At 68.9% G+C, this 20734-nt stretch carries 23 protein-coding genes and 1 tRNA gene; 17 read left to right on the forward strand and 7 right to left on the reverse strand.

Going from position 1 to position 20734, the window contains the following annotated elements:
* Nucleotides 1-92: 92 nt before the first annotated feature.
* Nucleotides 93-2858 carry an AfsR/SARP family transcriptional regulator gene (locus IEZ09_RS37785; protein WP_189258642.1) on the reverse strand — a complete coding sequence of 922 codons (2766 nt, stop codon included), beginning with the start codon at nucleotides 2856-2858 and terminating at the stop codon, nucleotides 93-95.
* A 102-nt stretch (nucleotides 2859-2960) separates the two neighbouring features.
* Here IEZ09_RS37785 and IEZ09_RS37790 point away from each other — a divergent pair, with 102 nt between their 5' ends.
* On the forward strand, nucleotides 2961-3995 hold the full coding sequence (locus IEZ09_RS37790; protein WP_189258643.1) for an ADP-ribosylglycohydrolase family protein: 1035 nt from the start codon (nucleotides 2961-2963) through the stop codon (nucleotides 3993-3995).
* Between the two features lie 219 nt (nucleotides 3996-4214).
* Entirely contained in the window at nucleotides 4215-5780 is a 1566-nt protein-coding gene (locus tag IEZ09_RS37795; protein WP_189258644.1) for a purine-cytosine permease family protein, read from the forward strand.
* Between the two features lie 103 nt (nucleotides 5781-5883).
* Here IEZ09_RS37795 and IEZ09_RS37800 read toward each other — a convergent pair whose 3' ends face one another.
* Genes IEZ09_RS37800 through IEZ09_RS37810 form a run of 3 tightly spaced genes read right to left on the reverse strand, consistent with a single transcriptional unit; the run spans nucleotide 5884 to nucleotide 8488 of the window.
* The gene (locus IEZ09_RS37800) at nucleotides 5884-6618 is read right to left on the reverse strand and encodes an FAD:protein FMN transferase (protein WP_189258645.1); all 735 of its coding nucleotides are present in this window, start codon (nucleotides 6616-6618) and stop codon (nucleotides 5884-5886) included.
* Nucleotides 6619-6626: 8 nt separating this feature from the next.
* Complete coding sequence (locus tag IEZ09_RS37805; protein WP_189258646.1) at nucleotides 6627-7115, reverse strand: FMN-binding protein; 489 nt, start codon at nucleotides 7113-7115, stop codon at nucleotides 6627-6629.
* 14 nt (nucleotides 7116-7129) lie between these two features.
* Nucleotides 7130-8488, reverse strand: a complete 1359-nt coding sequence (locus IEZ09_RS37810) for a ferredoxin reductase family protein (RefSeq protein ID WP_229813310.1) — start codon at nucleotides 8486-8488, stop codon at nucleotides 7130-7132.
* A 148-nt stretch (nucleotides 8489-8636) separates the two neighbouring features.
* On the opposite strand from IEZ09_RS37810, the gene IEZ09_RS37815 reads away from it, so the two are divergent.
* Complete coding sequence (locus IEZ09_RS37815) at nucleotides 8637-9335, forward strand: response regulator transcription factor (RefSeq protein ID WP_229813311.1); 699 nt, start codon at nucleotides 8637-8639, stop codon at nucleotides 9333-9335.
* The gene (locus IEZ09_RS37820; protein WP_189258649.1) at nucleotides 9332-10726 is read left to right on the forward strand and encodes a sensor histidine kinase; all 1395 of its coding nucleotides are present in this window, start codon (nucleotides 9332-9334) and stop codon (nucleotides 10724-10726) included. Before IEZ09_RS37815 ends, IEZ09_RS37820 begins: the two co-directional genes overlap by 4 nt.
* 1 nt (nucleotide 10727) lies before the next feature.
* Here the strand turns inward: IEZ09_RS37820 and mgrA are convergent, their stop codons facing one another.
* Nucleotides 10728-11756, reverse strand: coding sequence for an L-glyceraldehyde 3-phosphate reductase (gene mgrA / locus IEZ09_RS37825; protein WP_189258650.1), 1029 nt, complete (start codon nucleotides 11754-11756; stop codon nucleotides 10728-10730).
* On the opposite strand from mgrA, the gene IEZ09_RS37830 reads away from it, so the two are divergent.
* Nucleotides 11755-13464 carry a hypothetical protein gene (locus IEZ09_RS37830; protein ID WP_189258651.1) on the forward strand — a complete coding sequence of 570 codons (1710 nt, stop codon included), beginning with the start codon at nucleotides 11755-11757 and terminating at the stop codon, nucleotides 13462-13464. The two genes, mgrA and IEZ09_RS37830, sit on opposite strands and share 2 nt — an antisense overlap.
* A 62-nt stretch (nucleotides 13465-13526) precedes the next feature.
* On the opposite strand, the gene IEZ09_RS37835 is transcribed toward IEZ09_RS37830, so the two are convergent.
* Nucleotides 13527-13611 (reverse strand) — tRNA-OTHER (locus IEZ09_RS37835).
* Between the two features lie 698 nt (nucleotides 13612-14309).
* On the opposite strand from IEZ09_RS37835, the gene IEZ09_RS37840 reads away from it, so the two are divergent.
* The 12 genes from IEZ09_RS37840 (at nucleotide 14310) to IEZ09_RS37895 (ending at nucleotide 20089) form a co-directional block, all read left to right on the forward strand.
* On the forward strand, nucleotides 14310-14549 hold the full coding sequence (locus IEZ09_RS37840) for a hypothetical protein (protein WP_189258652.1): 240 nt from the start codon (nucleotides 14310-14312) through the stop codon (nucleotides 14547-14549).
* Entirely contained in the window at nucleotides 14546-14929 is a 384-nt protein-coding gene (locus IEZ09_RS37845; RefSeq protein ID WP_189258653.1) for a YqaJ viral recombinase family protein, read from the forward strand. Before IEZ09_RS37840 ends, IEZ09_RS37845 begins: the two co-directional genes overlap by 4 nt.
* A 48-nt stretch (nucleotides 14930-14977) precedes the next feature.
* Nucleotides 14978-15436 carry a hypothetical protein gene (locus IEZ09_RS37850; RefSeq protein ID WP_189258654.1) on the forward strand — a complete coding sequence of 153 codons (459 nt, stop codon included), beginning with the start codon at nucleotides 14978-14980 and terminating at the stop codon, nucleotides 15434-15436.
* Nucleotides 15433-15642 (forward strand): hypothetical protein, encoded by a 210-nt coding sequence (locus IEZ09_RS37855; RefSeq protein WP_189258655.1) that lies wholly within the window; start codon nucleotides 15433-15435, stop codon nucleotides 15640-15642. Before IEZ09_RS37850 ends, IEZ09_RS37855 begins: the two co-directional genes overlap by 4 nt.
* A 34-nt stretch (nucleotides 15643-15676) precedes the next feature.
* Nucleotides 15677-16015, forward strand: coding sequence for a hypothetical protein (locus IEZ09_RS37860; protein ID WP_189258656.1), 339 nt, complete (start codon nucleotides 15677-15679; stop codon nucleotides 16013-16015).
* A 92-nt stretch (nucleotides 16016-16107) separates the two neighbouring features.
* A complete protein-coding gene (locus tag IEZ09_RS37865; RefSeq protein WP_189258657.1) occupies nucleotides 16108-16896 on the forward strand; it encodes a hypothetical protein in 789 nt (262 codons plus the stop codon).
* A 103-nt stretch (nucleotides 16897-16999) separates the two neighbouring features.
* The gene (locus tag IEZ09_RS37870) at nucleotides 17000-17377 is read left to right on the forward strand and encodes a hypothetical protein (RefSeq protein ID WP_189258658.1); all 378 of its coding nucleotides are present in this window, start codon (nucleotides 17000-17002) and stop codon (nucleotides 17375-17377) included.
* Entirely contained in the window at nucleotides 17374-17652 is a 279-nt protein-coding gene (locus tag IEZ09_RS37875) for a hypothetical protein (protein ID WP_189258659.1), read from the forward strand. Before IEZ09_RS37870 ends, IEZ09_RS37875 begins: the two co-directional genes overlap by 4 nt.
* 6 nt (nucleotides 17653-17658) lie before the next feature.
* Nucleotides 17659-17895 (forward strand): zinc finger domain-containing protein, encoded by a 237-nt coding sequence (locus tag IEZ09_RS37880; RefSeq protein ID WP_189258660.1) that lies wholly within the window; start codon nucleotides 17659-17661, stop codon nucleotides 17893-17895.
* A gap of 20 nt (nucleotides 17896-17915) precedes the next feature.
* Nucleotides 17916-19385: a DNA cytosine methyltransferase gene (locus IEZ09_RS48010; RefSeq protein WP_189258661.1), complete on the forward strand. Its 1470-nt coding sequence runs from the start codon at nucleotides 17916-17918 to the stop codon at nucleotides 19383-19385.
* A 13-nt stretch (nucleotides 19386-19398) separates the two neighbouring features.
* Complete coding sequence (locus tag IEZ09_RS37890) at nucleotides 19399-19596, forward strand: hypothetical protein (protein ID WP_189258662.1); 198 nt, start codon at nucleotides 19399-19401, stop codon at nucleotides 19594-19596.
* Nucleotides 19577-20089 carry a WhiB family transcriptional regulator gene (locus IEZ09_RS37895; RefSeq protein WP_189258663.1) on the forward strand — a complete coding sequence of 171 codons (513 nt, stop codon included), beginning with the start codon at nucleotides 19577-19579 and terminating at the stop codon, nucleotides 20087-20089. The genes IEZ09_RS37890 and IEZ09_RS37895 overlap by 20 nt, the downstream gene beginning before the upstream one ends.
* A 57-nt stretch (nucleotides 20090-20146) precedes the next feature.
* Here the strand turns inward: IEZ09_RS37895 and IEZ09_RS37900 are convergent, their stop codons facing one another.
* The gene (locus IEZ09_RS37900) at nucleotides 20147-20347 is read right to left on the reverse strand and encodes a hypothetical protein (RefSeq protein WP_189258664.1); all 201 of its coding nucleotides are present in this window, start codon (nucleotides 20345-20347) and stop codon (nucleotides 20147-20149) included.
* Between the last annotated feature and the right edge of the window lie 387 nt (nucleotides 20348-20734).

The following is a 20734-nucleotide window of genomic DNA, read 5'->3' on the forward strand; positions in this document are numbered from 1 at the left end:
GTCGCAGGCGCCTTACCCCCTCGGTAATCCCCCACTCGGCGGCCTGCACCTCCCACATTCCCATGTTTTGGGACCAGACGACTAAACGGTGGCTAAACCTCCGAGGACAACGAGTCCAGAGCGGTCCTCACCTCGACCGCGCGGGCCGAGTTGACCTGCGTGTACAGGCGCAGCGCCTCGGTCAATTCCGCTGCTGCCGCAACCCATTCCGCCCGCCGGAGCAACACCCCGCCGAGCACCTGGCGACCGAACCCCTCCAGGTACGTGGCCTCGGCGACGGCGGCCTGGTCGACGACCTGCCGCGCCAACGACTCGGCCTGGTCCAGTGACCCCGCTTGCAGGTGCAGCTCGGCCAGGTTGGCCAGGCCCCTGATCAACGCGATCTGGTCGCCGGACCGCCGGTACACCTCGACGGCGTGGGCTTGGTGCTGCAGCGCGACGTCCACGCGGCCACGGGCCTGTTCGACCTGCGCCACGTTGTTGAGCCCGTGGCCCTCGCCGACGACGTCACCGGACTGCTGCGCGAGCTGCACCGACTCCCAGAAGTGCAGCAACGCCTCGTCGTGGTGCTCCAGCCGGAACAGCACGTCCGCGAGCTGGGCGAGCGTCAGCACCAGGTACTGGCGCTCGCCCAGCTCCGTCGCGAGCCGGTGCGCGCGGCGAGCGTCCGGCAGCAGGACTGGACGTCCGAGCCTCGCGTTCGTCGTGTAGGTCGTGTCCAGCATCAGGACCTGGCCGAGGCGGCTCCCCGTCACCTCGGCCGCGGCCAGGCCGAACCCGACCAGCGCGACCCACTCCCCGGTGAGCGCGCGCACGGTCGCGTAGTGGTGCAACAGCCTGACGAGCTGCCACACCTGGTCGTGCAGGCCCGCTTCGGCGGCCGCGTGCACGACCGCCACGATGTTGGGCCACTCCTGGTCGAACCAGGCGATCGGGTCGCCGTACGCGGGCAGCGCGGTGGAACCGTTGTCGCCCAACGCGAAGTCGAGCCCGTCGCGCGCCGGCCGGATGGCGCGGCGGACGTGGTCGCACGCGACGAGGTAGTAGTTCACCAGGCGCCGCAACGAGTCCAGGTCCGGGCGGCCTGCTCCCCGCACGTACAGCCGCACCAGCTCGTGCATCGTGAAGCCGTCCGGCCACGGTTCGGCCAGCAGGTTCACGCCGACCAGCTGGGCCAGCCGGTCGCGCGCCGAGTCGACGTGCGTGCGCGTCAGCGCGGCCACGGCGTGCGAGGACATCCAGCGACCCGGCGCCATGCCGACGGACTTGAACACCTCGCCGAGCTCGGACGGCAGGTCGCGGGTCGACAGGTCCAGCGCCCGCGAGACCCCCACGCCTGCCTCAGGTAGGTCCAAGCCGCGCAACCGGTGCCCGTCGTCGGCCAGCTCCCCCACCAGCTCCTCGATCGTCCACTCCGGACTGATCACGAGCTTGGCCGCGGCCACCCGCAGCGCCAGCGGCAGCCCTCCGCACAGCTCGGCGAGCTTTCTGGCGGCCACCGGGTCCTCCGCGGACAACGGCTTGCCCAGCACGTCGTCCACCAGCTCGCGCGCGGCCTCGTCGTCCAGCGGCCCGAGCTTGCGCACCCGAGCGCTGTTCGTGACGACCAGCCGTTCCAGCTTCGACCGCGACGTCACCAGCACCACCGAGCCCGAGCCCGGCGGCAGCAGCGGCTGCACCTGCTCGAAGCCCGTCGCGTCGTCCAGCACCACCAGCACACGGCGGCGGTTCAGCAGCGACCGGTACAGCCCGACGCGGTCCTCCACCGCGACCGGCACGCCGTCGGCGGGAACGCCCAGCGCCACCAGGAACCTGGTCAGCACTTCGCCGGGCTCGGTGTCGCCGAGCGACGCGAACAGCACGCCGTGCGGGAACATCTCGGAGTTCTCGTGCCCCCACGTGATCGCGAGCGCGCTCTTGCCGACACCGGGGGCGCCGGTCAGCACCACCACGGTCGTGCCGAGCAGGTTCCTGGCCGCGCACACGTTGTCCAGCCACGCCTTGTCGTCGTCACGGCCGAACAACCGGGATGCGGAGGCGGGCAGCAGCGCGGGGGCCACGATGCCCGCACGCGGCGCGACGGGACGCGACTCGACCGGGCCGATCAGGCTGAGCGCCGGGTCGTCGCGCAGCACCTGCTCGTGCAGCAACCGCAGCTGCGGACCGGGATCGATGCCGAGCTCCTCACTGGCACGGCGCTGGAACCGTTGGTACGCATCGAGAGCGTCGGCCCGCTGCCCAGACCGGTACAGCGCGCGCATGCTGTGCGCTACCAGACGTTCCCGGTACGGGTACTCGGTGCACAGGCCCCTCAGCTCGCCCACCAGCTCCAGGTGGCGGCCCAGCTCCAGCTCGGCGTCGATGCGCTCCTCCAGCGCCGACAGCCGCAGCTCCTCCAGATCGGAGGTCATCGGGTCACCCGGCACGTCGGCGAGCACCGGCCCGCGCCACAGACCCAGCGCCTCGCGCAGCAAGCCCGCCCTGATGGCGGCGGGCTTGCCGCGGGAGGACGCCACGAGCTGCCGGGCGCGGTGCAGGTCGAGACGCCACGGGTCGACGGTCAGCTGGTACCCGGTCGGCGTGGTGCGGATGACCGCAGAGCCGGACGGGTCGGCCTCCTCCAGCACCTTGCGCAACCGCGAGACGTACCCGTGCACGATCGTCCGCGCGGTTGCAGGCGGCGAGTCCGTCCACAGCGCGTCGACGATCTGGTCGATCGAGACGGGTCGGTTCGCCTCGACGACCAGCATGGCCAGCAGCCCGCGCATGCCGCGACGGCCCAGCTGGATCAGCCGGCCGTCCGCGAGCACCTGGAGTGGACCGAGCACGCCGAACTCGAGTCCGGTTTTGCTCCGCATGCCCCTCCCTCACGCCCGCTGACCTCGTCACTTCAACAGGTGCGAGAGCCGGGGTCTCAGATACAAGTGCGGTTCAAGTTCGCGGGACGCTACTGTTCAACCGTGCCGCGAGATCGTGACTCCGTGGTTGACCGCGGCGCCGGGTGCCTCCTCGGCGGCGCTCTCGGTGATGCGCTCGGTGCACCGGTGCAGTACCTCGGCTGGGCCGACATCCAGCGCGAACACGGTGCCGGCGGCGTGCTCGCACCACCGAAGCCCGCCCTCGTCACCGACGACACCCAGCTGACGCTCTTCACCGCCGACGGCTACCTCCGCGCGTGGGTGCGCGGGAAGCGCACCGGCGAGTGGGAGCCGTCGGAGATGGTGTGGCACAGCTACCGGCGCTGGTTGATCACCCAGCAGCAGCCGGCCCCCGAGCAGGGGGCGGTGGGGCTGCTCGCAGACGAACGGCTGTACGAGAGCCGGTCGCCGGGTTTGACGTGCCTGCGCGCGCTCGCCGCGGAAACCATGTCCACACCGCAGAACCCGCACAACGAGTCGTCCGGCTGCAACGGCGTCACGCGCACCGCGCCTGCCGGTTTCGCACCGTCCGCGGCGATCGCCTACGACCTGGGCTGCCGGTTCGCGGCGATCACCCACGGCGGGACCGGCGGCTGGGTGTCCGGCGGCGCGCTCGCGTTGCTGATCCACCTGCTCGCGGTGAAGGGCAGGCCGTTGCGCGAGGCGATCGACCAGGTCATCGGCCGCGTGCTGCGCGACGACACGTACACCGCGACGGTGCTGACGCGCGCCGTGGTGCTCGCGGAGGAGCACGACGGCGAGTCGTCCGTGCGCGTCGACCGGCTAGGCAGCGGCTGGACCGGTCCGGAAGCGCTGGCGATCGCGGTCTACACCGTGCTCACCCACCCGAAGCCCGTGCAGTTCGTGGACGCGATGCGCGCTGCCGCCAACCACTCCGGCGGCAGCGACGCGACGGCGGCGCTGACGGGCAACGTGCTAGGCGCGTTGCACGGCACCGAAGCTCTGCCCCGCGACTGGCTGAGCGGCCTGGAACTCGTGGACCTCCTGGACGAGATGGGCCGCGACCTGGGCCGCTCCGCCGTGAACCTCGACTTCAACGAGGACCGCTACGCTTAACCCCCTGCTGCTTTCGGCACGCGGGGCCCCACGTTCCCCAGAAGGAAACGCGGGGCCCCCGCGTGCGCTCATGCAGTACGAAAGGGCCCCGCGTACTGTCAGCGCTGGGATGATTCGCACAATCTGAGGCCGCCAGCTGGATGAAACGTCCAGTGTTCGAGGTCACGGCGCGGTTTGTAGCGTCGGCGCACCAGCTGCCGCCGCGTCCAGGAGACCGATATGGCCGAGCAACCGCCGCCGCTCACCCAGGTCGAGACCAACGGGATCGAGCGGATTCCGGACGCCGAGCGCACCGCGACCCCGTTCGACCTCTTCCGGCTGGCCTTCGGCGGTGCCAACACATTCTCTACCTGCGTGCTGGGCGCGTTCCCGATCCTGTTCGGACTGTCCTTCTGGCAGGGGCTCGCGGCGACCGTCCTCGGCGTGCTCGCCGGTGCGTTGATCCTCTGTCCGATGGCGATCTTCGGACCGGTCAACGGCACGAACAACGCGGTCTCGTCGTCGGCGCATCTCGGTGTGCACGGACGGATCGTGGGCTCGTTCCTGTCGCTGCTCACCGCGGTGGCGTTCTTCTCGCTCGCGGTCTGGAGTTCGGGCGACGCGCTGGTCGGCGGCGCACACCGGCTGTTCGGGGTACCGCGGAGCACCCTCGCCTACGCGACGGCGTACGCGGTGTTCGCCGGTCTCGTGCTCATCGTGTGCACGTACGGGTTCCGGTTCATGCTCTTCGTCAACAAGATCGCCGTCGTGTCGGCGACGCTGCTCTTCGGGCTCGGCGTCCTGGCGTTCGCGGGCGGCTTCGACCCGTCGTACGCGGGCACGATCACCCAGGACCTGTTCTGGCCGGCGTTCATCGGGTCGGCGCTGATCGTGCTGTCGAACCCGGTCTCGTTCGGCGCGTTCCTCGGCGACTGGTCGCGCTACATCCCGGCGAGCACACCGCATCGCCGTGTCGTCGCCGCCGCGTTCCTGTCCCAGGTCGCCACGCTCGTGCCGTTCGTGTTCGGCCTCGCGACCGCCAGCATCATCGCCGCCAAGGCACCGTCCTATGTGGATCCGGCCACCCAGGACTTCGTCGGCGGGTTGCTCGCGATCGCGCCGCAGTGGTTCTTCCTGCCGGTGTGCCTGCTCGCCCTGATCGGCGGGATGTCCACCGGGACCACCGCGCTCTACGGCACCGGCCTCGACTTCTCGTCGGTGTTCCCGCGCCTGTCACGGGTGCGGGCGACGGTGCTCGTCGGCGCGCTGGCCATCGTGTTCATCTTCGTCGGGCGCTTCGGACTGGACCTGGTGCGCAGCATCTCGACGTTCGCCACGCTGATCATCACCTGCACCACGCCGTGGATGGTCGTGATGATGCTCGGCCTGTTCACCCGGCGCGGCTGGTACGACCCGGAGGCGCTGCAGGTGTTCAACCGGCGGCAGCGCGGCGGGCGGTACTGGTTCACGCACGGCTGGAACTGGCGCGGCATGACGGCGTGGTGGGTCGCGGCGCTCGTGGGCGTGCTCTTCACCAACATTCCCGGGCAGTTCGTCGGGCCGCTGGGTGATCTCGCCGGTGGTGTGGACGTCAGCCTGCCGCTGTCGATCGCCGTCGCCGCCGTGCTGTTCCTCGCACTGCTCTTCGTCTTCCCGGAACCGCGTGCGGTCCACGGCCCGGACGGCCCGCGTCTCGTGCCGGCGAAGGACGTCGAGGTTCCGCCGATCATCGTTGCGGGAGAACAGGAACAGCCCGTGGGGAGCGCTCCCGAATTCGCTCGTCCACGGGCTGTTCCGCACGAGTAGTTGGTCGACAGCAGGCCGGGACTTGCCCCGAGCGCGAGCTCCGATCCAGCTCTTGATCAACGAAATCCGTGCCCCGGAGTCAACGCTCCGTTGGGCGGGCATGTTAACAGATGTGTACGGGAAGTCCAGGGCTCGAGAACACCCGGCGATCTTCGTCGACGATGAAGACCTCGCAGTCCTCCTGTGCCGCTGCCCACTCGATCCCGTCCCTGCCCAGCGCAAACGCTGCTGTGGCAGTGGTATCCGCGATCGCGAGGTCCTCGGCGAAAATCGTCACCGACAGAATTCCCGCGACCGGCCGGCCGGTGCGGCCGTCCAGGATGTGCTGCCCGCGTTCGTACAACGCTGACGTGGCAACGGCTCCGTCGCGCACGCCGAGCACGACGCAGACCTGATCCGCGATGTCGGGATGGCGAACGCCCACGCGCCAAGGCTTTCCCGGTTCCGGCTCACCGGCCGTGACGACATCGCCACCGGCGTTGACGCAGTACGTCGTCGCTCCACCCTCGCGCAGGATGTCGGCGGCGCGCTGCACGGCCCAGCCCTTCACCACCGCGCAGGGGTCGAGCCCGCGTCCCGGCACGGTCGCCGTGAACGCGCCGCCGGTCGACTCCTCGTACCAGTCGCACAGCGAGAGCACCTCGACCAGGTCCGGGGTGAGCTCTTCCCTGGTGAGCTCACCCCGGTCCAGCCGGGAGACCTCGCTGTCCGGTTTGAACGGCGAGAACCGGTCGTCCGCCTCCCTCAACCACGCGAACGCCCGTTCGGCCAGGGCGGCGTCCCCGTCACGCAGGTCCACCGAGATCGGCAGGCCCATGATGTGCTCGACGCGCCGCACCGGCATTCCTACCGCGCCCCGTCGATGGCGGCCTGCAGCGACTGCTTGTAGCCCTCGGAGGTCGCGGTCGCGCCGGACACCGTGTCGATGTCCGCGCTCTGTGCCTTCAGCGCCGACTCGCGCAGCAACGGCAGCGCCATTCTGGTCGGGTTGCTGTTCGGGGCCCGCAGGGCCTTCACGTCGGTGATCTTGGTGCCCTGGAAGGTGACCTGGACCTGCACGGTGCCCTCTGAGGTGTTCACCGCAGGGCCGGACACGGTCCTCGTCTGCGCCTGTTGCTGTTGCTGGGGTGCTGGTGTCGAGCCGGTCGTCTTCGGCGCGGAGCCGGTCGTCTTCGGGGCAGCCGGGGTCTGGGTCTGGGTCTGGGTCTGCGCTTGGGCTTCCGGCGCGGCGGCGGCCTCGTTGATCTCGCCCTCGTGGGCGGGACCCGGCGAGTACAGCCACACCGGGACCAGGCCGGCCACGCTCAGCGCCAGAACGGGAATTGCCCTCTTCACGTCGTCGAACCCTCTCAGTTGGCCAGCGCGAAGCGCTCGGCGTGGACCTGGTTGCTGGGCACTCCCAGTTCGGAAAGGCTCTGGACCACGGCGTTGGTCATGCCGTTCGGGCCGCAGATGAAGACATCGCGTTCCTCCACGTCCGGCACCAGCGCCGCGATGTTGTTCGGCCCGAGCAACGGACCGTTCGCCGTGATCGTCTTCGAGGACCCGGTCACCAGCCGCAGCACCGCGCCCTTGGCCTGCGCCAGGCCTTCGAGCTCGCGCAGCAGCACGGCCTCGCGCGGGTCGGTCACCCGGTACAGCACCACGACGTGGCCCTTGATCTCCTCCAGCAGCGCGCGGATCGGCGTGATGCCGACACCACCCGCGACGAGGAGCGCGTTCGGCTTCGTCTGGTGCATGGTCGTGAAGGCGCCGTACGGGCCTTCGGCGAACACGCGGGTGCCGACCTTGACGTTGCGGATGTCGGCACTGCCCTCGCCCAGCGCCTTCGCGGTGAGCCGCAGGTACTTGCCGTTCGGCGCCGCGGACAGCGAGAACGGGTTGGCCTGCCACCAGCGGTCCTTGGTGAGGAAGCGCCACAGGAAGAACTGACCGGCCTTGGCGCCCAGCTGGTCGAGGTCCTTGCCCTCGATGTAGACCGAGACGACGTTGTGCGCCTCCGGCACGACCGCGGCGACCCGGAACTGGTGCCGCCAGTTGCGCCACAACGGGAGCACCACCCGGCCGATCACGACGGACCCGATCGCGAACGCCCAGAGCGCCCACCAGTAGCCGGTCGCGAGCGCGGACTTGCGGAACGTGCTGCCGACCGCGACCTGGTGCGTGAACGCGAGGAAGATCGCGATGTAGGTGTACAGGTGGATGAAGTGCCAGGTCTCGTAGGCCAGCTTGCGCCGCGCGAAGCGGGCGGAGACCACGCCGACGACCATGATGATCGCCCACGCCACGAGCGCGCGGAGGATGCCCTCGAGCTCGGTCGCCTGCCGCACGATCTCGGCGATCGGCCCGTCCGAGCCCGCGTTGCCGAACGCGATGAAGACGAGGTGACCGATCAGCATCCAGAAGATCGTGAACCCGACCCAGCGGTGCCACGAGGTGAGCTTGTCCATGCCCAGCCGCCGGTCGAGCCACGGCAGCCGGGCCACCAGCAGCAGCTGGAACGCCATCGCGAGCGCGCCGTAGAGACCGGCCAGCCGGCCGAGGTTGACGAGCTTGTTCGAGCCGACACCGGCGGCGTTGAACAGGTAGGTCACGAACGCCGCGTTGGCCAGGAGGAACACGTAGAGGCCGGCTTTGGCCAGCACCTTGTGCGGCGTCGCACGGCCGGCCGGAGCCGGTCGCGCGGATTGCTGCAGGGTGGTCGTCACGGCGAGCTCCTCGGTCAGCGGTCTCGGTCTGTCTTCTTCGGACGGTCGTTCTCGATCCTGGGCGTCCGAGCTGTGGCTCCGCTTTGCACGGGCTGTCGACTTCCTGTCGATCGAGCGGGCGGGGCACCAGGTGACGCACCATGAGCACGTGGACAAGGGGAACTCGGTTCGATTGCTCGTCGTGGACGACGAGCCGCACATCGCTGACCTGGTCGCGACGGTCGCCCGGTACGAGGGCTGGCAGGCAGCGACCGCGCTCAACGGTGAGGACGCGCTCAGAGAGGCCGCCGAGTTCCAGCCGGACATCGTCGTGCTCGACCTCATGCTGCCTGACCTGGACGGATTCACTGTTCTTGATCGAATGCGGGCGACCGGGGCGATGGTGCCCGTGGTGTTCCTGACAGCTCGTGACGGCACCGCGGACCGTGTGGCGGGACTCACGCGCGGCGGCGACGACTACCTCGTGAAGCCGTTCTCGGTGGAGGAGCTGATGGCCAGGCTTCGCGCCGTGCTGCGCCGTTCGACAGGTCCGTCGTGGAAGCGCTCCGTGCTGAAGGTCGCCGACCTGGTGATGGACGAGGACACGCGCGAGGTCCGCCGCGGCGGCAGGCTCGTGACCCTCACCCCGACCGAGTACGAGCTGCTCAGGTACCTGATGCGCCGCTCGCCCGCCGTCCTGACGAAGGCCCAGATCCTCGACCACGTGTGGGAGTACGACTTCGGCGGCCGCTCGAACGTGGTCGAGCTGGTCATCTCCCACCTGCGCCGCAAGCTCGACGACGGCCGCGAGCCGTTGATCCACACCGTGCGCGGTGTGGGGTACGTGCTCCGCCGAGCCGCGGAATGACCACACAGCTCCGCCTCGGCACGAGGCTTGCCCTCGGTCTCGGCGCGCTGGCCCTCGCGGTGTTCGCGATCGTCGGCGCGGTCATGGTCACGTCGATGAAGACGTTCCTCGACAAGCGGCTCGACGACCAGATGGCCATGAGCCAGACCAGCGCCGCCCACGACGTCGAGTACTACGACAAGGTCACCAAGCTTCCGCCGACCTGGTACGCCGTCGTCTACAAGGTGCAGGACGGCCGGCTGCAGGCCCAGCCGGGTGAGCAGCAGCCCGAGGACCGGGAGGAGTTCGACGACCTCGCGAAGAAGGCGCTGACCACCGAACAGTTCTCGACCGAGTACCTGCGCGGCCAGGGCAAGTTCCGGCTGCGCGCGTGCCCGATCAAAGCGAACGAGATCGTGCTGGTCAGCGCCGCTCCCATGGACGACAGGGACGGCACCATCTCGCAGCTGATCACCGTCATCGTGATCGCGTTCCTGGCCGCGCTGGTCACGCTGGTCGTCGGCGGTCAGGCACTGCTGCGGCGGGGCCTGCGACCGCTGTCGGACATGGCCGACACCGCGCACGACATCTCCTCGCAGGACCTGACCGACTCGGCCGACCTCACCGTGCGCGTCGACGGCAACGGCGGCGGCGTCGAGGTCGACGAGCTGCGCGAGGCGTTCAACAAGATGCTCGCGCACATCGACACCTCACTGGCCGCGCGCACTGCAGCAGAGCAACGGCTACGCCGGTTCATCGCCGACGCGTCCCACGAGCTGCGCACGCCGTTGACGTCGTTGCGCGGCTATGCGGACCTCTTCCGGTACGCGGCGGCCAACGAACCGGGCGAACGCGAGAAGCACCTGGAGAAGCTGCGCTCGGAGGCGGCACGGATGAGCGTGCTGCTCGACGACCTGTTGTTGCTGGCACGCCTGGACTCCGCGGAGTCGGAGCCACCGCTGCGTCCGGAGGAGCTGGACCTGGCGGCGATCGCGGAGGCCGCCGCCGACGCGTTCCGCGCGGCCCGTCCGTCGCACCCGTTGGAGGTCGACGCCGACACGGTGATCATGCGCGCGGACGCGACCAGGCTGCGGCAGGTGCTCGACAACCTGCTGACCAACGCTGCCGTGCACACCCCTGCGGGCACCTCGGTGTCGTTGCAGGTGACGGCGTCGAACGGCTGGGCGGTGGTGAAGGTGAGCGACACCGGCCCCGGAATTCCGGAGGCCGACCAGGCGAGGATCTTCGACCGGTTCTACCGCGTCGACGACTCGCGCAACCGCCAGCGCGGCGGCAGCGGCCTGGGTCTCGCCGTGGTGCAGTCGCTGGTCCAGGCCCACGGCGGCACGATCGAGCTGACCAGCCGGCCGGGGTCGACGGTCTTCACCATCCGTCTCCCCCGGCGGCGCTAGCTCATTCCGCCTGCGAGCTGGTCGCCCACAGGTCGATGCCCGACTCGACGGCGTACTTGTCGATCTCGGCGAGTTCGTCGTCGGTCAGCGGCGGCGCCTGCAGTGCGGCGAGGTTCTGCTCCAACTGCCCGACCGACGAGGCACCGATCAACGCCGACGTGACGCGCGGGTCGCGGATCGTCCACGTCAGCGCGAGCTGGGCCAGCGACTGCCCGCGCGACTTCGCGATGTCGTTGAGAGCGCGGATCCTGCCGAGGTTCTCCTCGGTGAGCAGGTCGGTCGACAGCGACTTGCCCTGCGCGGCACGGGAGTCCTCGGGGATCCCGTTGAGGTAGCGGTCGGTCAGCATGCCCTGCGCGAGCGGCGAGAACGCGATGCAGCCCGCGCCGACCTCCTCCAGGGTGTCCAGCAGCTCCGGCTCGATCCAGCGGTTGAGCATCGAGTACGACGGCTGGTGGATCAGCAACGGCACACCCGCGGACCTGAGCAGCTCGGCCGCCTCACGCGTCTTCGTCGGCGAGTAGGACGAGATGCCGACGTAGAGCGCCTTGCCCTGCTGCACCGCGGAGACGAGCGCGCCCATCGTCTCCTCCAGCGGCGTCTCCGGGTCGAACCGGTGCGAGTAGAAGATGTCGACGTAGTCGAGGCCCATCCTGCTCAGCGACTGGTCGAGCGAGCTGAGCAGATACTTGCGGCTGCCCCACTCCCCGTACGGACCCGGCCACATGTCGTAGCCCGCCTTGGTCGAAATGACCAGCTCGTCGCGGTACGGCCTGAGATCATCCTTCAGGATCTGCCCGAACGTGATCTCCGCCGAACCATAGGGCGGACCGTAGTTGTTGGCGAGGTCGAAGTGCGTGACACCGAGGTCGAACGCCCTCCGCGCGATGCCGCGGCCCAGCTCGTACGGCCGGTCACCGCCGAAGTTGTGCCACAGACCGAGCGAGATGGCAGGCAGCTTGAGACCGCTGCGGCCCGTCCGCCGGTACGTCATCTGGTCGTAGCGCGCGCTATCCGCGAGGTAGGACATGGTGCACACGATGTCACGTCCTGGTGAGACGGAGCAGGAGCTGAGGCGTGCCGCCGAGGCCGGCGAGGTGCTCGATCTCTCGCGGCGCGGCGACAACACCCTCCCCGCGAAGGCGATCCGCGACCTGCTTAGGGCCGGAGACGTTGATCCCCGCGGAGTGAGGGTGCATGGAGCACGCGTCACTGGTCGTCTCGATCTCATCGATCTCCACCTCCAGACATCGCTGGAACTGGACAAGTGCATGTTCGAGGAGACGCCAGCCGTCTGCGACGCCGAACTCCGTTCCCTGACATTCGACAGATCCACGCTGCCGAGCCTCGATGCCGCCGGACTGCGCGTTCGCTACTTCGGGATGCGGAACGCCCGAACACAGTCGTTGAACCTCGACAACGCATCGATCGACGGCCCGCTGCTAATCCACGGGAGCAGCGTCGGCCTGATGTACGGGCGGGGCTTGCGGGTCAACCGAGCCGTGGCCGCGAGCGGGCTGTATGCCACGACACTCTGGCTCGACGGCTGCGATATCGGCGGCGATCTTCAGCTGTACAAGGCCGTGATCGTCAACGAGTCAGGTGGGGCGTTGCTCGCCAACAGCGCCAGGGTTGGTGGCGCCATCTTCCTCGACGAGGTCTTCATCAAGGCAGGTGGTAGCGGCACCGCAGTTCGACTCATAGAGGCTTCGGCCGGCAGCCTGCTGATGAGACGCGCAGTAGTGCGCAGCTGGGAGGAAACCGCGATCAATCTCGACGGCGCACAGTTCCGCCAGGAAGTGCGGCTTGACGACGGATTCGACGTGCTCGCTCACCATGCCTCCGATTGCGCGATTCGGATGGTTGATACGCATACCGGCGCCGGTCTTGGCGTCAGAGGCAGTGTTCGAAACCACGGTGGTCAAGCTCTGGTGCTGAACAAGGCGGTGATAGGCGCGAGCGTCGTGGTCACCGACACCGTCATCGAAGCTGCCAGTCGAAGGGCTGCGGTGGAGGTCAGCGACACCAGCGTGAACAGCGAACTGGCGTTCCGTCCGACAAAGTTGATCAATAACGGAACGGGCCCTGAGCTCAGTCTCGTCCGTACCAAGGTCGGAGATGCGCTCAGCCTCAATGTGCCAGCACTGCTGGAGACGGAAGACTTCGTCCTGACCATCAACGGCCTCACCTATCCCGAGCCCCCATCCAACACCAGCGCATGGCTCAAGATGCTGAACACTCACACGGCCGGGTACGAAGCCCAGCCGTACCAACAACTTGCCGCCGTCCATCGCGCCGCTGGCCACGAACACACCGCACGAAAGGTCCTGATTGCCCAGCAGCGAGATCTGCGACGGAGAGGCGACCCCGGCAACAAGCTGTGGCACTGGTTCCTCGGCGTCACCCTCGGCTACGGCTACAAACCGTCCAGAGCCGTCGCCGGCCTGCTGATCACCTTCGTCCTCGCGCTCTGTCTCGTGTGGACAGCGGGAGAGTTCAACGGCCTGACCCCGGCCAAAGATCGCCCAGCTGACGCCTGTTCACCGGTGAACAGAATCAGTCTTGCGGCGGATCTCGCGATCCCGCTCGTCAAGCTCGGAGGCACACCGAGATGCGAACTGGCGAACGGACCAGCCGGACAGTGGGCGACAGGAGCAGGCTGGGTGGTGCAGATCCTCGGCTGGTCTTTCGCCACGCTGAGTGTCGCGGGCTTTACCGGACTCGTTCGCAAAAGCTGACGAACTGTCACGTCGAATTGAGACGAGGGCCCGCCCACCTGGGCGAACCCTCGTTGTACAAGAGCCGGCGAGGGGAATCGAACCCCTAACCTTTCGCTTACAAGGCGTACCAGCACTAGCGCTGTACTTACCTGGTCAAACACCAGCATACAGACGAGCGCAAGTGGCATGTGTGAAGGGTGAGAAGTGGATCTTCAAAGCCGCTACCCAAGCCCCTGGGACCAACCGATCTCGGGCAGCTCTCAGACCGCAAGCGATCGCCATGCACAACTAAGACACACGGGAAGTTTCTTAGGTTAAGCAAGCATCAATCCGACACATATCATTGCAATGCAACCTCAATAATCAGTGCCCAAAATTCAGTCCGACCCAAACGGTTATGCATGTGCGCACCTGCGTAGCAATGTGTTTTCAATCACTGTATCTAGGCGCAACTCGGCGCCTCGGACAAACACAGGTTGTCGCCAAGGCTTGACTAACCGTTCCATCTGCGCAAGTAAGCGCATTGTAGTCATTCGCACGCAGACGACTCGCCGTATTGCTCCTCGACGGACATCTCGCGCCGATCTTTCCCCTTGCGTCACATGATCTTTGATGGTTCAACCATGTTATCCGTGGCTGGTTACGCCGCGGCAACGAACTACCTCCCGCCGACGTAACAGGACAGAACGGACGGGTCGAACGCATACCCGTTCGGCGCAGTTGCCTACGTCACTACGCGCGTCGACGGTTGGTTTCGTCAGGTACTTCCGTTAACGCAATCGTTGAGCCCTGTCCAGCTGCGCACGTAGGGTCGTGATCGTGAACGGGGAACGTTCCGTACACGAATCGGCCTGGGGGTTTGGATGGCTGCACAGGTGCGTATCCGCACGGGTGCGCTGGAGAGAATCGGAAACGCGCAAGGCCTGAGATCCAGGTATGCGCGCGCCAAGCACCTCGGTGTCGCTCAGTCCACGGTCGGTCGGGTGCTCGACGGCGAGCAGCTGCCGGGTAACTCCTTAATCGCCGCTACGTTGAGCAAGCTCCACGTCTCGTTTGAGGACGTGTTCGAGGTCGACGGGACGGACAACGGAGCCGCCGCGTGAAGGCTCCCGCTGTACGTGTCGGCTCGTTCGAGCCTGGTTCTCGCGAATGGAACGCGGTTCGGTCAATGGGCCTTGGGGGCTCAGAGATCGCCGCAGTTATGAATGTCTCGCCGTATGAATCGGTATTCTCTCTGTGGAATAGGAAACGGGGCCTCATCGCCTCGGCGCCGAGCAATGATGCGATGCGCCGTGGTCACCGGCTTGAGTCCGTCATCGCCGAGTGGTTCGCCGAGCAGCATCCCGAGTACCGCGTGCGCCGCACCGGCATGCGGGCGAACCGCCAACGGCCGTGGCAGCTCGCGACGCCGGACCGGATGCTGACCGGGCTCGGTGAGCGGTCCCTGCTGAAGATCAAGACCGCTGCCGACTTGTTCGAGTGAGGTCGGCGCGGCACCGACGAGGTTCCGAGCTACGTCCGGTGTCAGGTCATGTGGCAGCTCGACGCGCTCGGCCTGAACCGTGCGCACGTCGCGGTGCTGACCACGAACCTGGAGTTCCGCGAGTACGTCGTCGAGTGGAACCTCTCCGAGGCCGAGGCCTTGCGCGCCGCCGCGCGCGAGTTCCTCGACTCGGTCGACCGTGGTGTGCGCCCGGAGATCGACGAGCACCCTGCGACGTATCGAGCGGTGCGTGCGCTGCACCCGGAGATCGACGACACCGAGGTCGAGATCGAGCCGAGGCTCGCCGAGCAGTACCGGGCTGCGGTCGCCGACCACAAGCGCGCCGAGGCCGTGAAGCTGCAAGCGACGTCCGAGGTGCTCGACGCGCTCGGACGACACCGCCGGGCACTGGTGAACGGCGAGTCGGTCGCAATCCGGGTGCCTGGTCGCAACGGCGCGGCGCCCTCGCTGCGCCCCTCGCCGGTTCGTGCGGACGTCGCCGCGTGACCGCCGATCTCATCGCTGCGGAGGTGCCTGCCGCGTGCTGCGGCGACCACCTCCCCGGCGGCTGCTGCGCGGCCGTCGACTGTGTGCCCTGCTGCCCCGAGTGCCCGACCTGTCCGACGCTCGCCCGGCTCGACCCTGCCGAGCGAGCCGCCGAGGTCGCCCGGCATCACCACCTGCTCGCCGACCTCGGCGAGTGGGCTCGCTAACTCGACCACAACCCACCGCGATGGGAGGTACTTCGTGACTGATCAGCTTCAGCTCGGCCTCGCCGACCGCAAACAGGGCCAAGAGGCCAACCTCGCCGCCGCTGTCGCCGCGCACCGTCGCCATCGCGAGGCCGCCGAGGTCGTGCTCGACGAGTTGGTCGCCTCGGGTCAGCCGTTCACCGCCGAGGACATCCGGCGCGGCATCCCGACAGGAATCGAGGCGCACTCGCCGAACGTGCTGCCGAGCCTGATCGGCACGTGGGCCGCTCGCCGCCGGATCGTGCCGTGCGGCGAGTACCGCAGCCGACGACGCAGTCGGCGAGCGAGCCGTAACCGCGTCTGGGTCGCGAACCCCGCGCAGTCGGCCGCCTAGCCGCTCACACCCACATCCCACGAAGTCCGTCGTCATCTTGCGGCGGGCGCGATGGCGCACGCCCGCGCTCGCCGCTTCCTGGGGGATTCACCGTGACCATCAGCTCTACCGGTGTGCCCGCCGAGCCGAGGCTGCTCGACGCGCTTGCCGTCGAGGCCGCCCTCGTCGGCCGCCGTCCGCTCGACCAGTTGCAGCCCGCCGAGGCTGCCGAGGTGATGCGCATCCTGTGCCGCCGAGCAGGCAAAACAGGCCCCGATCGCCGTCATGACCGCCGGCCCTACGGCGCCCGAGGCGCACCTGCGAGGTGCGTCCGCGTGAGCCGCGAACACGCACGCATCCTGACCGCGATTTGGCGTGACGACGACTTCCGCGCCCTCTCGCCCGAGGCACAGCGGCTGTACTTCCTGCTGCTCTCGCAGCCGACCATCAACCAGGCCGGAGTCCTGCCGCTCACGGTGAGCAGGTGGGCGCGCGGCTGCTCGGCAACCAGCGTTGCCGACATCGAGGCCGCGCTCGCCGAGCTGGACCGCGCCCGGTTCGCCGTGGTCGACGCCGACACCGACGAGGTGCTCGTGCGGGCGTTCCTGCGCAAGGACGGCGTAGCCAAGCAACCCAACGTGCTCAAGGCCGCGTTCCGGTACGCCCTCGCGGTCGAGTCGCCGAGGCTGCGCGCCGTGCTCGCCGCCGAGCTGCGGCGCCTCGATCACGTGCACGCCGACGCGGTCGCCGACACCCTCGACGGCACTTCCACCTACCACCAGACGGAACCCACGAGCTCACGTTCGACCTCGTCCTCGCCTACCCCTGATGAACCCCCCGTCGGAAGGGTTCGCCGAACCCTTCGCCGAAGGGTTCCCGTCAAACGCGGGGGTAGGGGGTAAGGGGAGTAGTCACCCAGACTCACTACCAACTCAAGAAAAGCGTCACGCGCGCACGCGCACGCGAGGCGTCGGGGTCACCGCGGGCACTCTCGCCGCGACCGCCGTGCGCCCGGACGCCTACCGGCTCACCGCCGGGTGGCACCGCTCCGTCGGCACGCCGTACCCGACGAACACGGTGCGGGCGCTTGGCAAGCAGGTCGACGGGCTGCTCGCCGACCGCGCCGACCCGGACACGGTCACGGCCGCGCTCGACCTGTGGCACGGCCGCCCCGGCGCCGCTCCCGGTCTGCTGCCGCACCTGTACGCCGACGCCGTCCGAGTCCGGCACGCCGAGACCACGGCCGCGCCCGCCGGGCTGTCCAAGCGGGACGCCAAGGCTGCCGGGTGGTTCGCGCTCGCCGCCGAGTTCGAGCGCGAGGGCCAGGGCGACGGGCAGGTCGTCGACGCCGAGCTGCTCGCACTCGACGGGGCTCGGCGATGAACGCCGCCGAGGTCGCCCGGCTGCTCGGCATCGCCTCGACGCTCGACAACAAGATCAGCGCCGGGAGCACGATGCAGGTGCGGACGTGGGCGCACGTGCTCGACGACGTGCCGTACTCCGCCGCCGAGAACGCGCTGCGCGAGCACTACCGACGCAGCACCGAAACCGTGATGCCCGCGGACATCGTCGAGTCGTGGCGCGCTGCCCGGCGCGAGGACGCCGAGCGCGAGCACAACGCCGCGTTGCGCGCCCGTGCCATCGAGCAGCGGCCCTAGGACCTCGTGCGCTCGATCCGCTCCGGCGTCGCTCGCGTCACCGCCGCGCTCGCTCTCGCCCGTGGCGCCGACCCCGAGCACGTCGAGACCGAGGCCGAGGCCCGGCGCGTGTACCTCGCCGTGGCCTGCCCGTGGTGCAAGGCGCCGCCGGGCGCCCGCTGCACCGGGCCGGGCGGCAAGCCGCTTACCAAGCAACCCGCGCACGACGCCCGGCTCGCCGAGGCGTTCTCGGCCGCGCGATGACTGACCACCTGGGGGACGAGATGGACACGCACAAGGATTTCGGGACGGCGGCGGCGACCGGTCGCGGGCCGCTCCGCGCGCACGCGAGGCCGGTCTCATCGAACCTGGCATCGCCGCAGCGCGGCGACGACGCCGCGCCAGGTTCGGTGAGACGGCGCGAGGCTGCGCCGGATTCCCCGCGCCCGGCGCCAACTTCGGTGAGTCAGGACGACGTCGGCGAGGCTGCTCGGCGTGAGGTCTGGCCGCCGGTAAGCCTCATTTATCGGGGGTCAGAATCGGGCGCCGCGAGTGTCCTCGGCGACGTCGATTTTCTCGGCGACGGGCCGGCGATCGGGTCGTTGTTCTCAGGGTTCGGTGGGCTCGACCTGGGCGTTCAGGCCGTGCTCGGCGGCACCGTCGCGTGGCACGTCGAGAACGACCCGGACGCCTCGGCGGTGCTCGCGCATCGGTTTCCGGGCGTGCCCAACCTCGGTGACATCGCGGCCGTGGACTGGGAGCAGGTCGAGCACGTCGCCGTGCTCCTCGGCGGGTTCCCCTGCCAGGACTTGAGCGCGGCGGGCAAGCGGGCAGGCCTGCGCCCGGACAACCGTTCGGGGCTGTGGTCCCAGATGGTCTACGCCGCGAGCATCCTCCGCCCTCGGCTGATCATCGCCGAGAACGTGCGAGGTCTGCTGAGTGCGCGAGCCGATGGCCAGGTGGAACCCTGCCCGTGGTGTCTGGGAGACGACGCAGGCCCAGCTATGCGGGCACTCGGCGTTGTTCTCGCGGACCTGGCCGACCTCGGGTACGACGCGGCGTGGTGTGGCCTACGCGCTGCCGACGTGGGCGCCCCTCACGAACGCTTCCGGATCTTCGTCGTTGCTGCCGACTCCGACGTCGTCGGATCGCTTCGGGCCGGGGCATCACGGGGACGGGAGTCCGAACCTGCGCACGATGGTGCAGCTCTTGCCGACCGCGAGCGCCACGCCCTACGGCACCAACCAGTCACCGACGCCCGGCGCGGCGGTGCGCCCGTCGCTGGAGACGCTCGCCCGCGAGTTCGTCGAGCCGACGGCGCTTCTGCCGACACCGCGCACGGCGACCAAGCGCACCGGGGTCCGGTGGGCGCAGCGTCCGGCGGAGCAGGGCGGCGCCTCGGGGGCGAGCCTCGAACAGGCTCTCGAACTGGCCTCCGGGACGCTGCCGCACGAGTTCACGAGCTGGGACGAGGTTCCAGCCGCGTGGATTTCGGCGGCTACGCACCCGCCATCGAACGCTGGGAACGCCGTCTCGGACGAGTCGCTCCTGCGCCCACTGTGGACGGACGACGAGCCGACCGGGTCCTGAACCCGGCGTTCGTCGAGTGGATGCAGGGTGTCGAACCGGGATGGGTCACCGACGTTCCCGGCATCTCACGCAGTGCCGCGCTACGGATTCTCGGCAATGGCGTTGTGCCTCAACAGGTTCGGCCGCTCTGCCGTGGCTGCTGGCCGCGCTCGCTGAGCCGGTGAGCGAGGCCGCGTGATGACCGACGAAACCCGCGACGCGCTCACCGGCGTGGCCGAGACCCTCGACCGCGCGCTCACCCACCACCAGGCACGCGACCGCTACGACGCCGAGGTCGCGCTCGCCCTGCTGGTCGCCTACTCCCCGATCACGCAAGCGCTCGACGACGCGCTCGACACCGTGCGGAGGCTGCTCGATGCTGCCCCGACTGCCTGAGTGGCAGACCCGAGCGGCGTGCAAGGGCCGCGTTGACCTCGACTTCATCGAGCCGAAGTCGCCCGCCGAGGACGCCCAATGTCGCGCGCTGTGCGCCGGGTGCCCGGTACGCGAGCAGTGCCTCGCGAGCGCGCTCGCGACCGGCGAAGCCTGGGGGCTGTGGGGTGGACTCGACGCCGAGGAACGCCTGCGACTCGCCGAGCGCGACGGGCACGAGTTGCCCGCGGTGCTGCCCGCGCACGGCACGAACCCGCGCTACGCCAAGCACGGGTGCCGCTGCGACCTGTGCCGCACCGCGCACACCGACTACGAACGCACTCGCCGAGCCCTGCGTCGTCGACGGGCCGAGCCTGAACCCGAGCCGATCATGCTCGCCGAGCCCGTGCGCATCGGCCGCACGTGGGCGGGCGCCGGGCAGCTCCTGCTGCCGTTGCCCGGCGTCCCGAGGCCTCGCGAGGCTGAATTCGGCGAACTGGTGGCCTCGGCGGCGTGAGCCGAACCGGTGCGGTGCCGTCCACGACACGTTGCGGACGGCACCGCCGGAGCGCTGCTAGATCACGCCGCTTTCGTGCAGCTTCACGGCTACGAGGACCAAGCTAGCGATTGCCGTAGGTCGCCAGGTGATTCCGAGGACCTTCGCGCCGTCAGCTCGGCGCCGCTTGTCTGTGTTGAACAAGGCGACGTGCGCGGCACAGCCACTCACCACGATGAGGAAGGCGACGCACACGACCAGCACGGACAGAAGCAACATGGACACTCCCAGGACGTTCGGAGTGTCCCGCCGCCTACGCCTCGCCTGCCGATCCGGCTTCGTAGTGCTGGGACTGGAATGGCTCCAGGGTCACGGGTACCTGCGACGCTAGGACTCGGGCACGATCCCGTACTGCGCGTGCATCTCCACGGTACGCGTGCGAGGGCGAACTGCGCACGTATCCACGGAAGCACTCGCATAACACCAGGTCAGAAGCGCGACTCAGTCTATTGGTCTGCCTGACGGTCTGTCTGTTGGTCTGCCTGACGGTCTGTCCGTCTGTCCGTCCGTCTGTTCATCCGCAACTGAGTACGGAGTCGCGGCAGTAGGGCAATGCCACGTAGCTTAAGTTGATCTTGGTGGTGTGCTGGCGGTTCGGCGTGGTGA

This window comes from Lentzea flava, assembly GCF_014648475.1.
Classification (GTDB): Bacteria; Actinomycetota; Actinomycetes; order Mycobacteriales; family Pseudonocardiaceae; genus Lentzea; species Lentzea flava.

Excerpts from the sequence above, each read along its gene's own strand:
- IEZ09_RS37785 (WP_189258642.1), bottom strand. The coding sequence starts at position 2,858 with ATGCGGAGCAAAACCGGACTCGAGTTCGGCGTGCTCGGTCCACTCCAG.
- IEZ09_RS37795 (WP_189258644.1), top strand. The coding sequence starts at position 4,215 with ATGGCCGAGCAACCGCCGCCGCTCACCCAGGTCGAGACCAACGGGATC.
- IEZ09_RS37820 (WP_189258649.1), top strand. The coding sequence starts at position 9,332 with ATGACCACACAGCTCCGCCTCGGCACGAGGCTTGCCCTCGGTCTCGGC.
- IEZ09_RS37830 (WP_189258651.1), top strand. The coding sequence starts at position 11,755 with ATGGTGCACACGATGTCACGTCCTGGTGAGACGGAGCAGGAGCTGAGG.
- mgrA (WP_189258650.1), bottom strand. The coding sequence starts at position 11,756 with ATGTCCTACCTCGCGGATAGCGCGCGCTACGACCAGATGACGTACCGG.
- IEZ09_RS37840 (WP_189258652.1), top strand. The coding sequence starts at position 14,310 with ATGGCTGCACAGGTGCGTATCCGCACGGGTGCGCTGGAGAGAATCGGA.
- IEZ09_RS37850 (WP_189258654.1), top strand. The coding sequence starts at position 14,978 with ATGTGGCAGCTCGACGCGCTCGGCCTGAACCGTGCGCACGTCGCGGTG.
- IEZ09_RS37875 (WP_189258659.1), top strand. The coding sequence starts at position 17,374 with ATGAACGCCGCCGAGGTCGCCCGGCTGCTCGGCATCGCCTCGACGCTC.
- IEZ09_RS48010 (WP_189258661.1), top strand. The coding sequence starts at position 17,916 with ATGGACACGCACAAGGATTTCGGGACGGCGGCGGCGACCGGTCGCGGG.
- IEZ09_RS37890 (WP_189258662.1), top strand. The coding sequence starts at position 19,399 with ATGACCGACGAAACCCGCGACGCGCTCACCGGCGTGGCCGAGACCCTC.
- IEZ09_RS37895 (WP_189258663.1), top strand. The coding sequence starts at position 19,577 with ATGCTGCCCCGACTGCCTGAGTGGCAGACCCGAGCGGCGTGCAAGGGC.
- IEZ09_RS37900 (WP_189258664.1), bottom strand. The coding sequence starts at position 20,347 with ATGTTGCTTCTGTCCGTGCTGGTCGTGTGCGTCGCCTTCCTCATCGTG.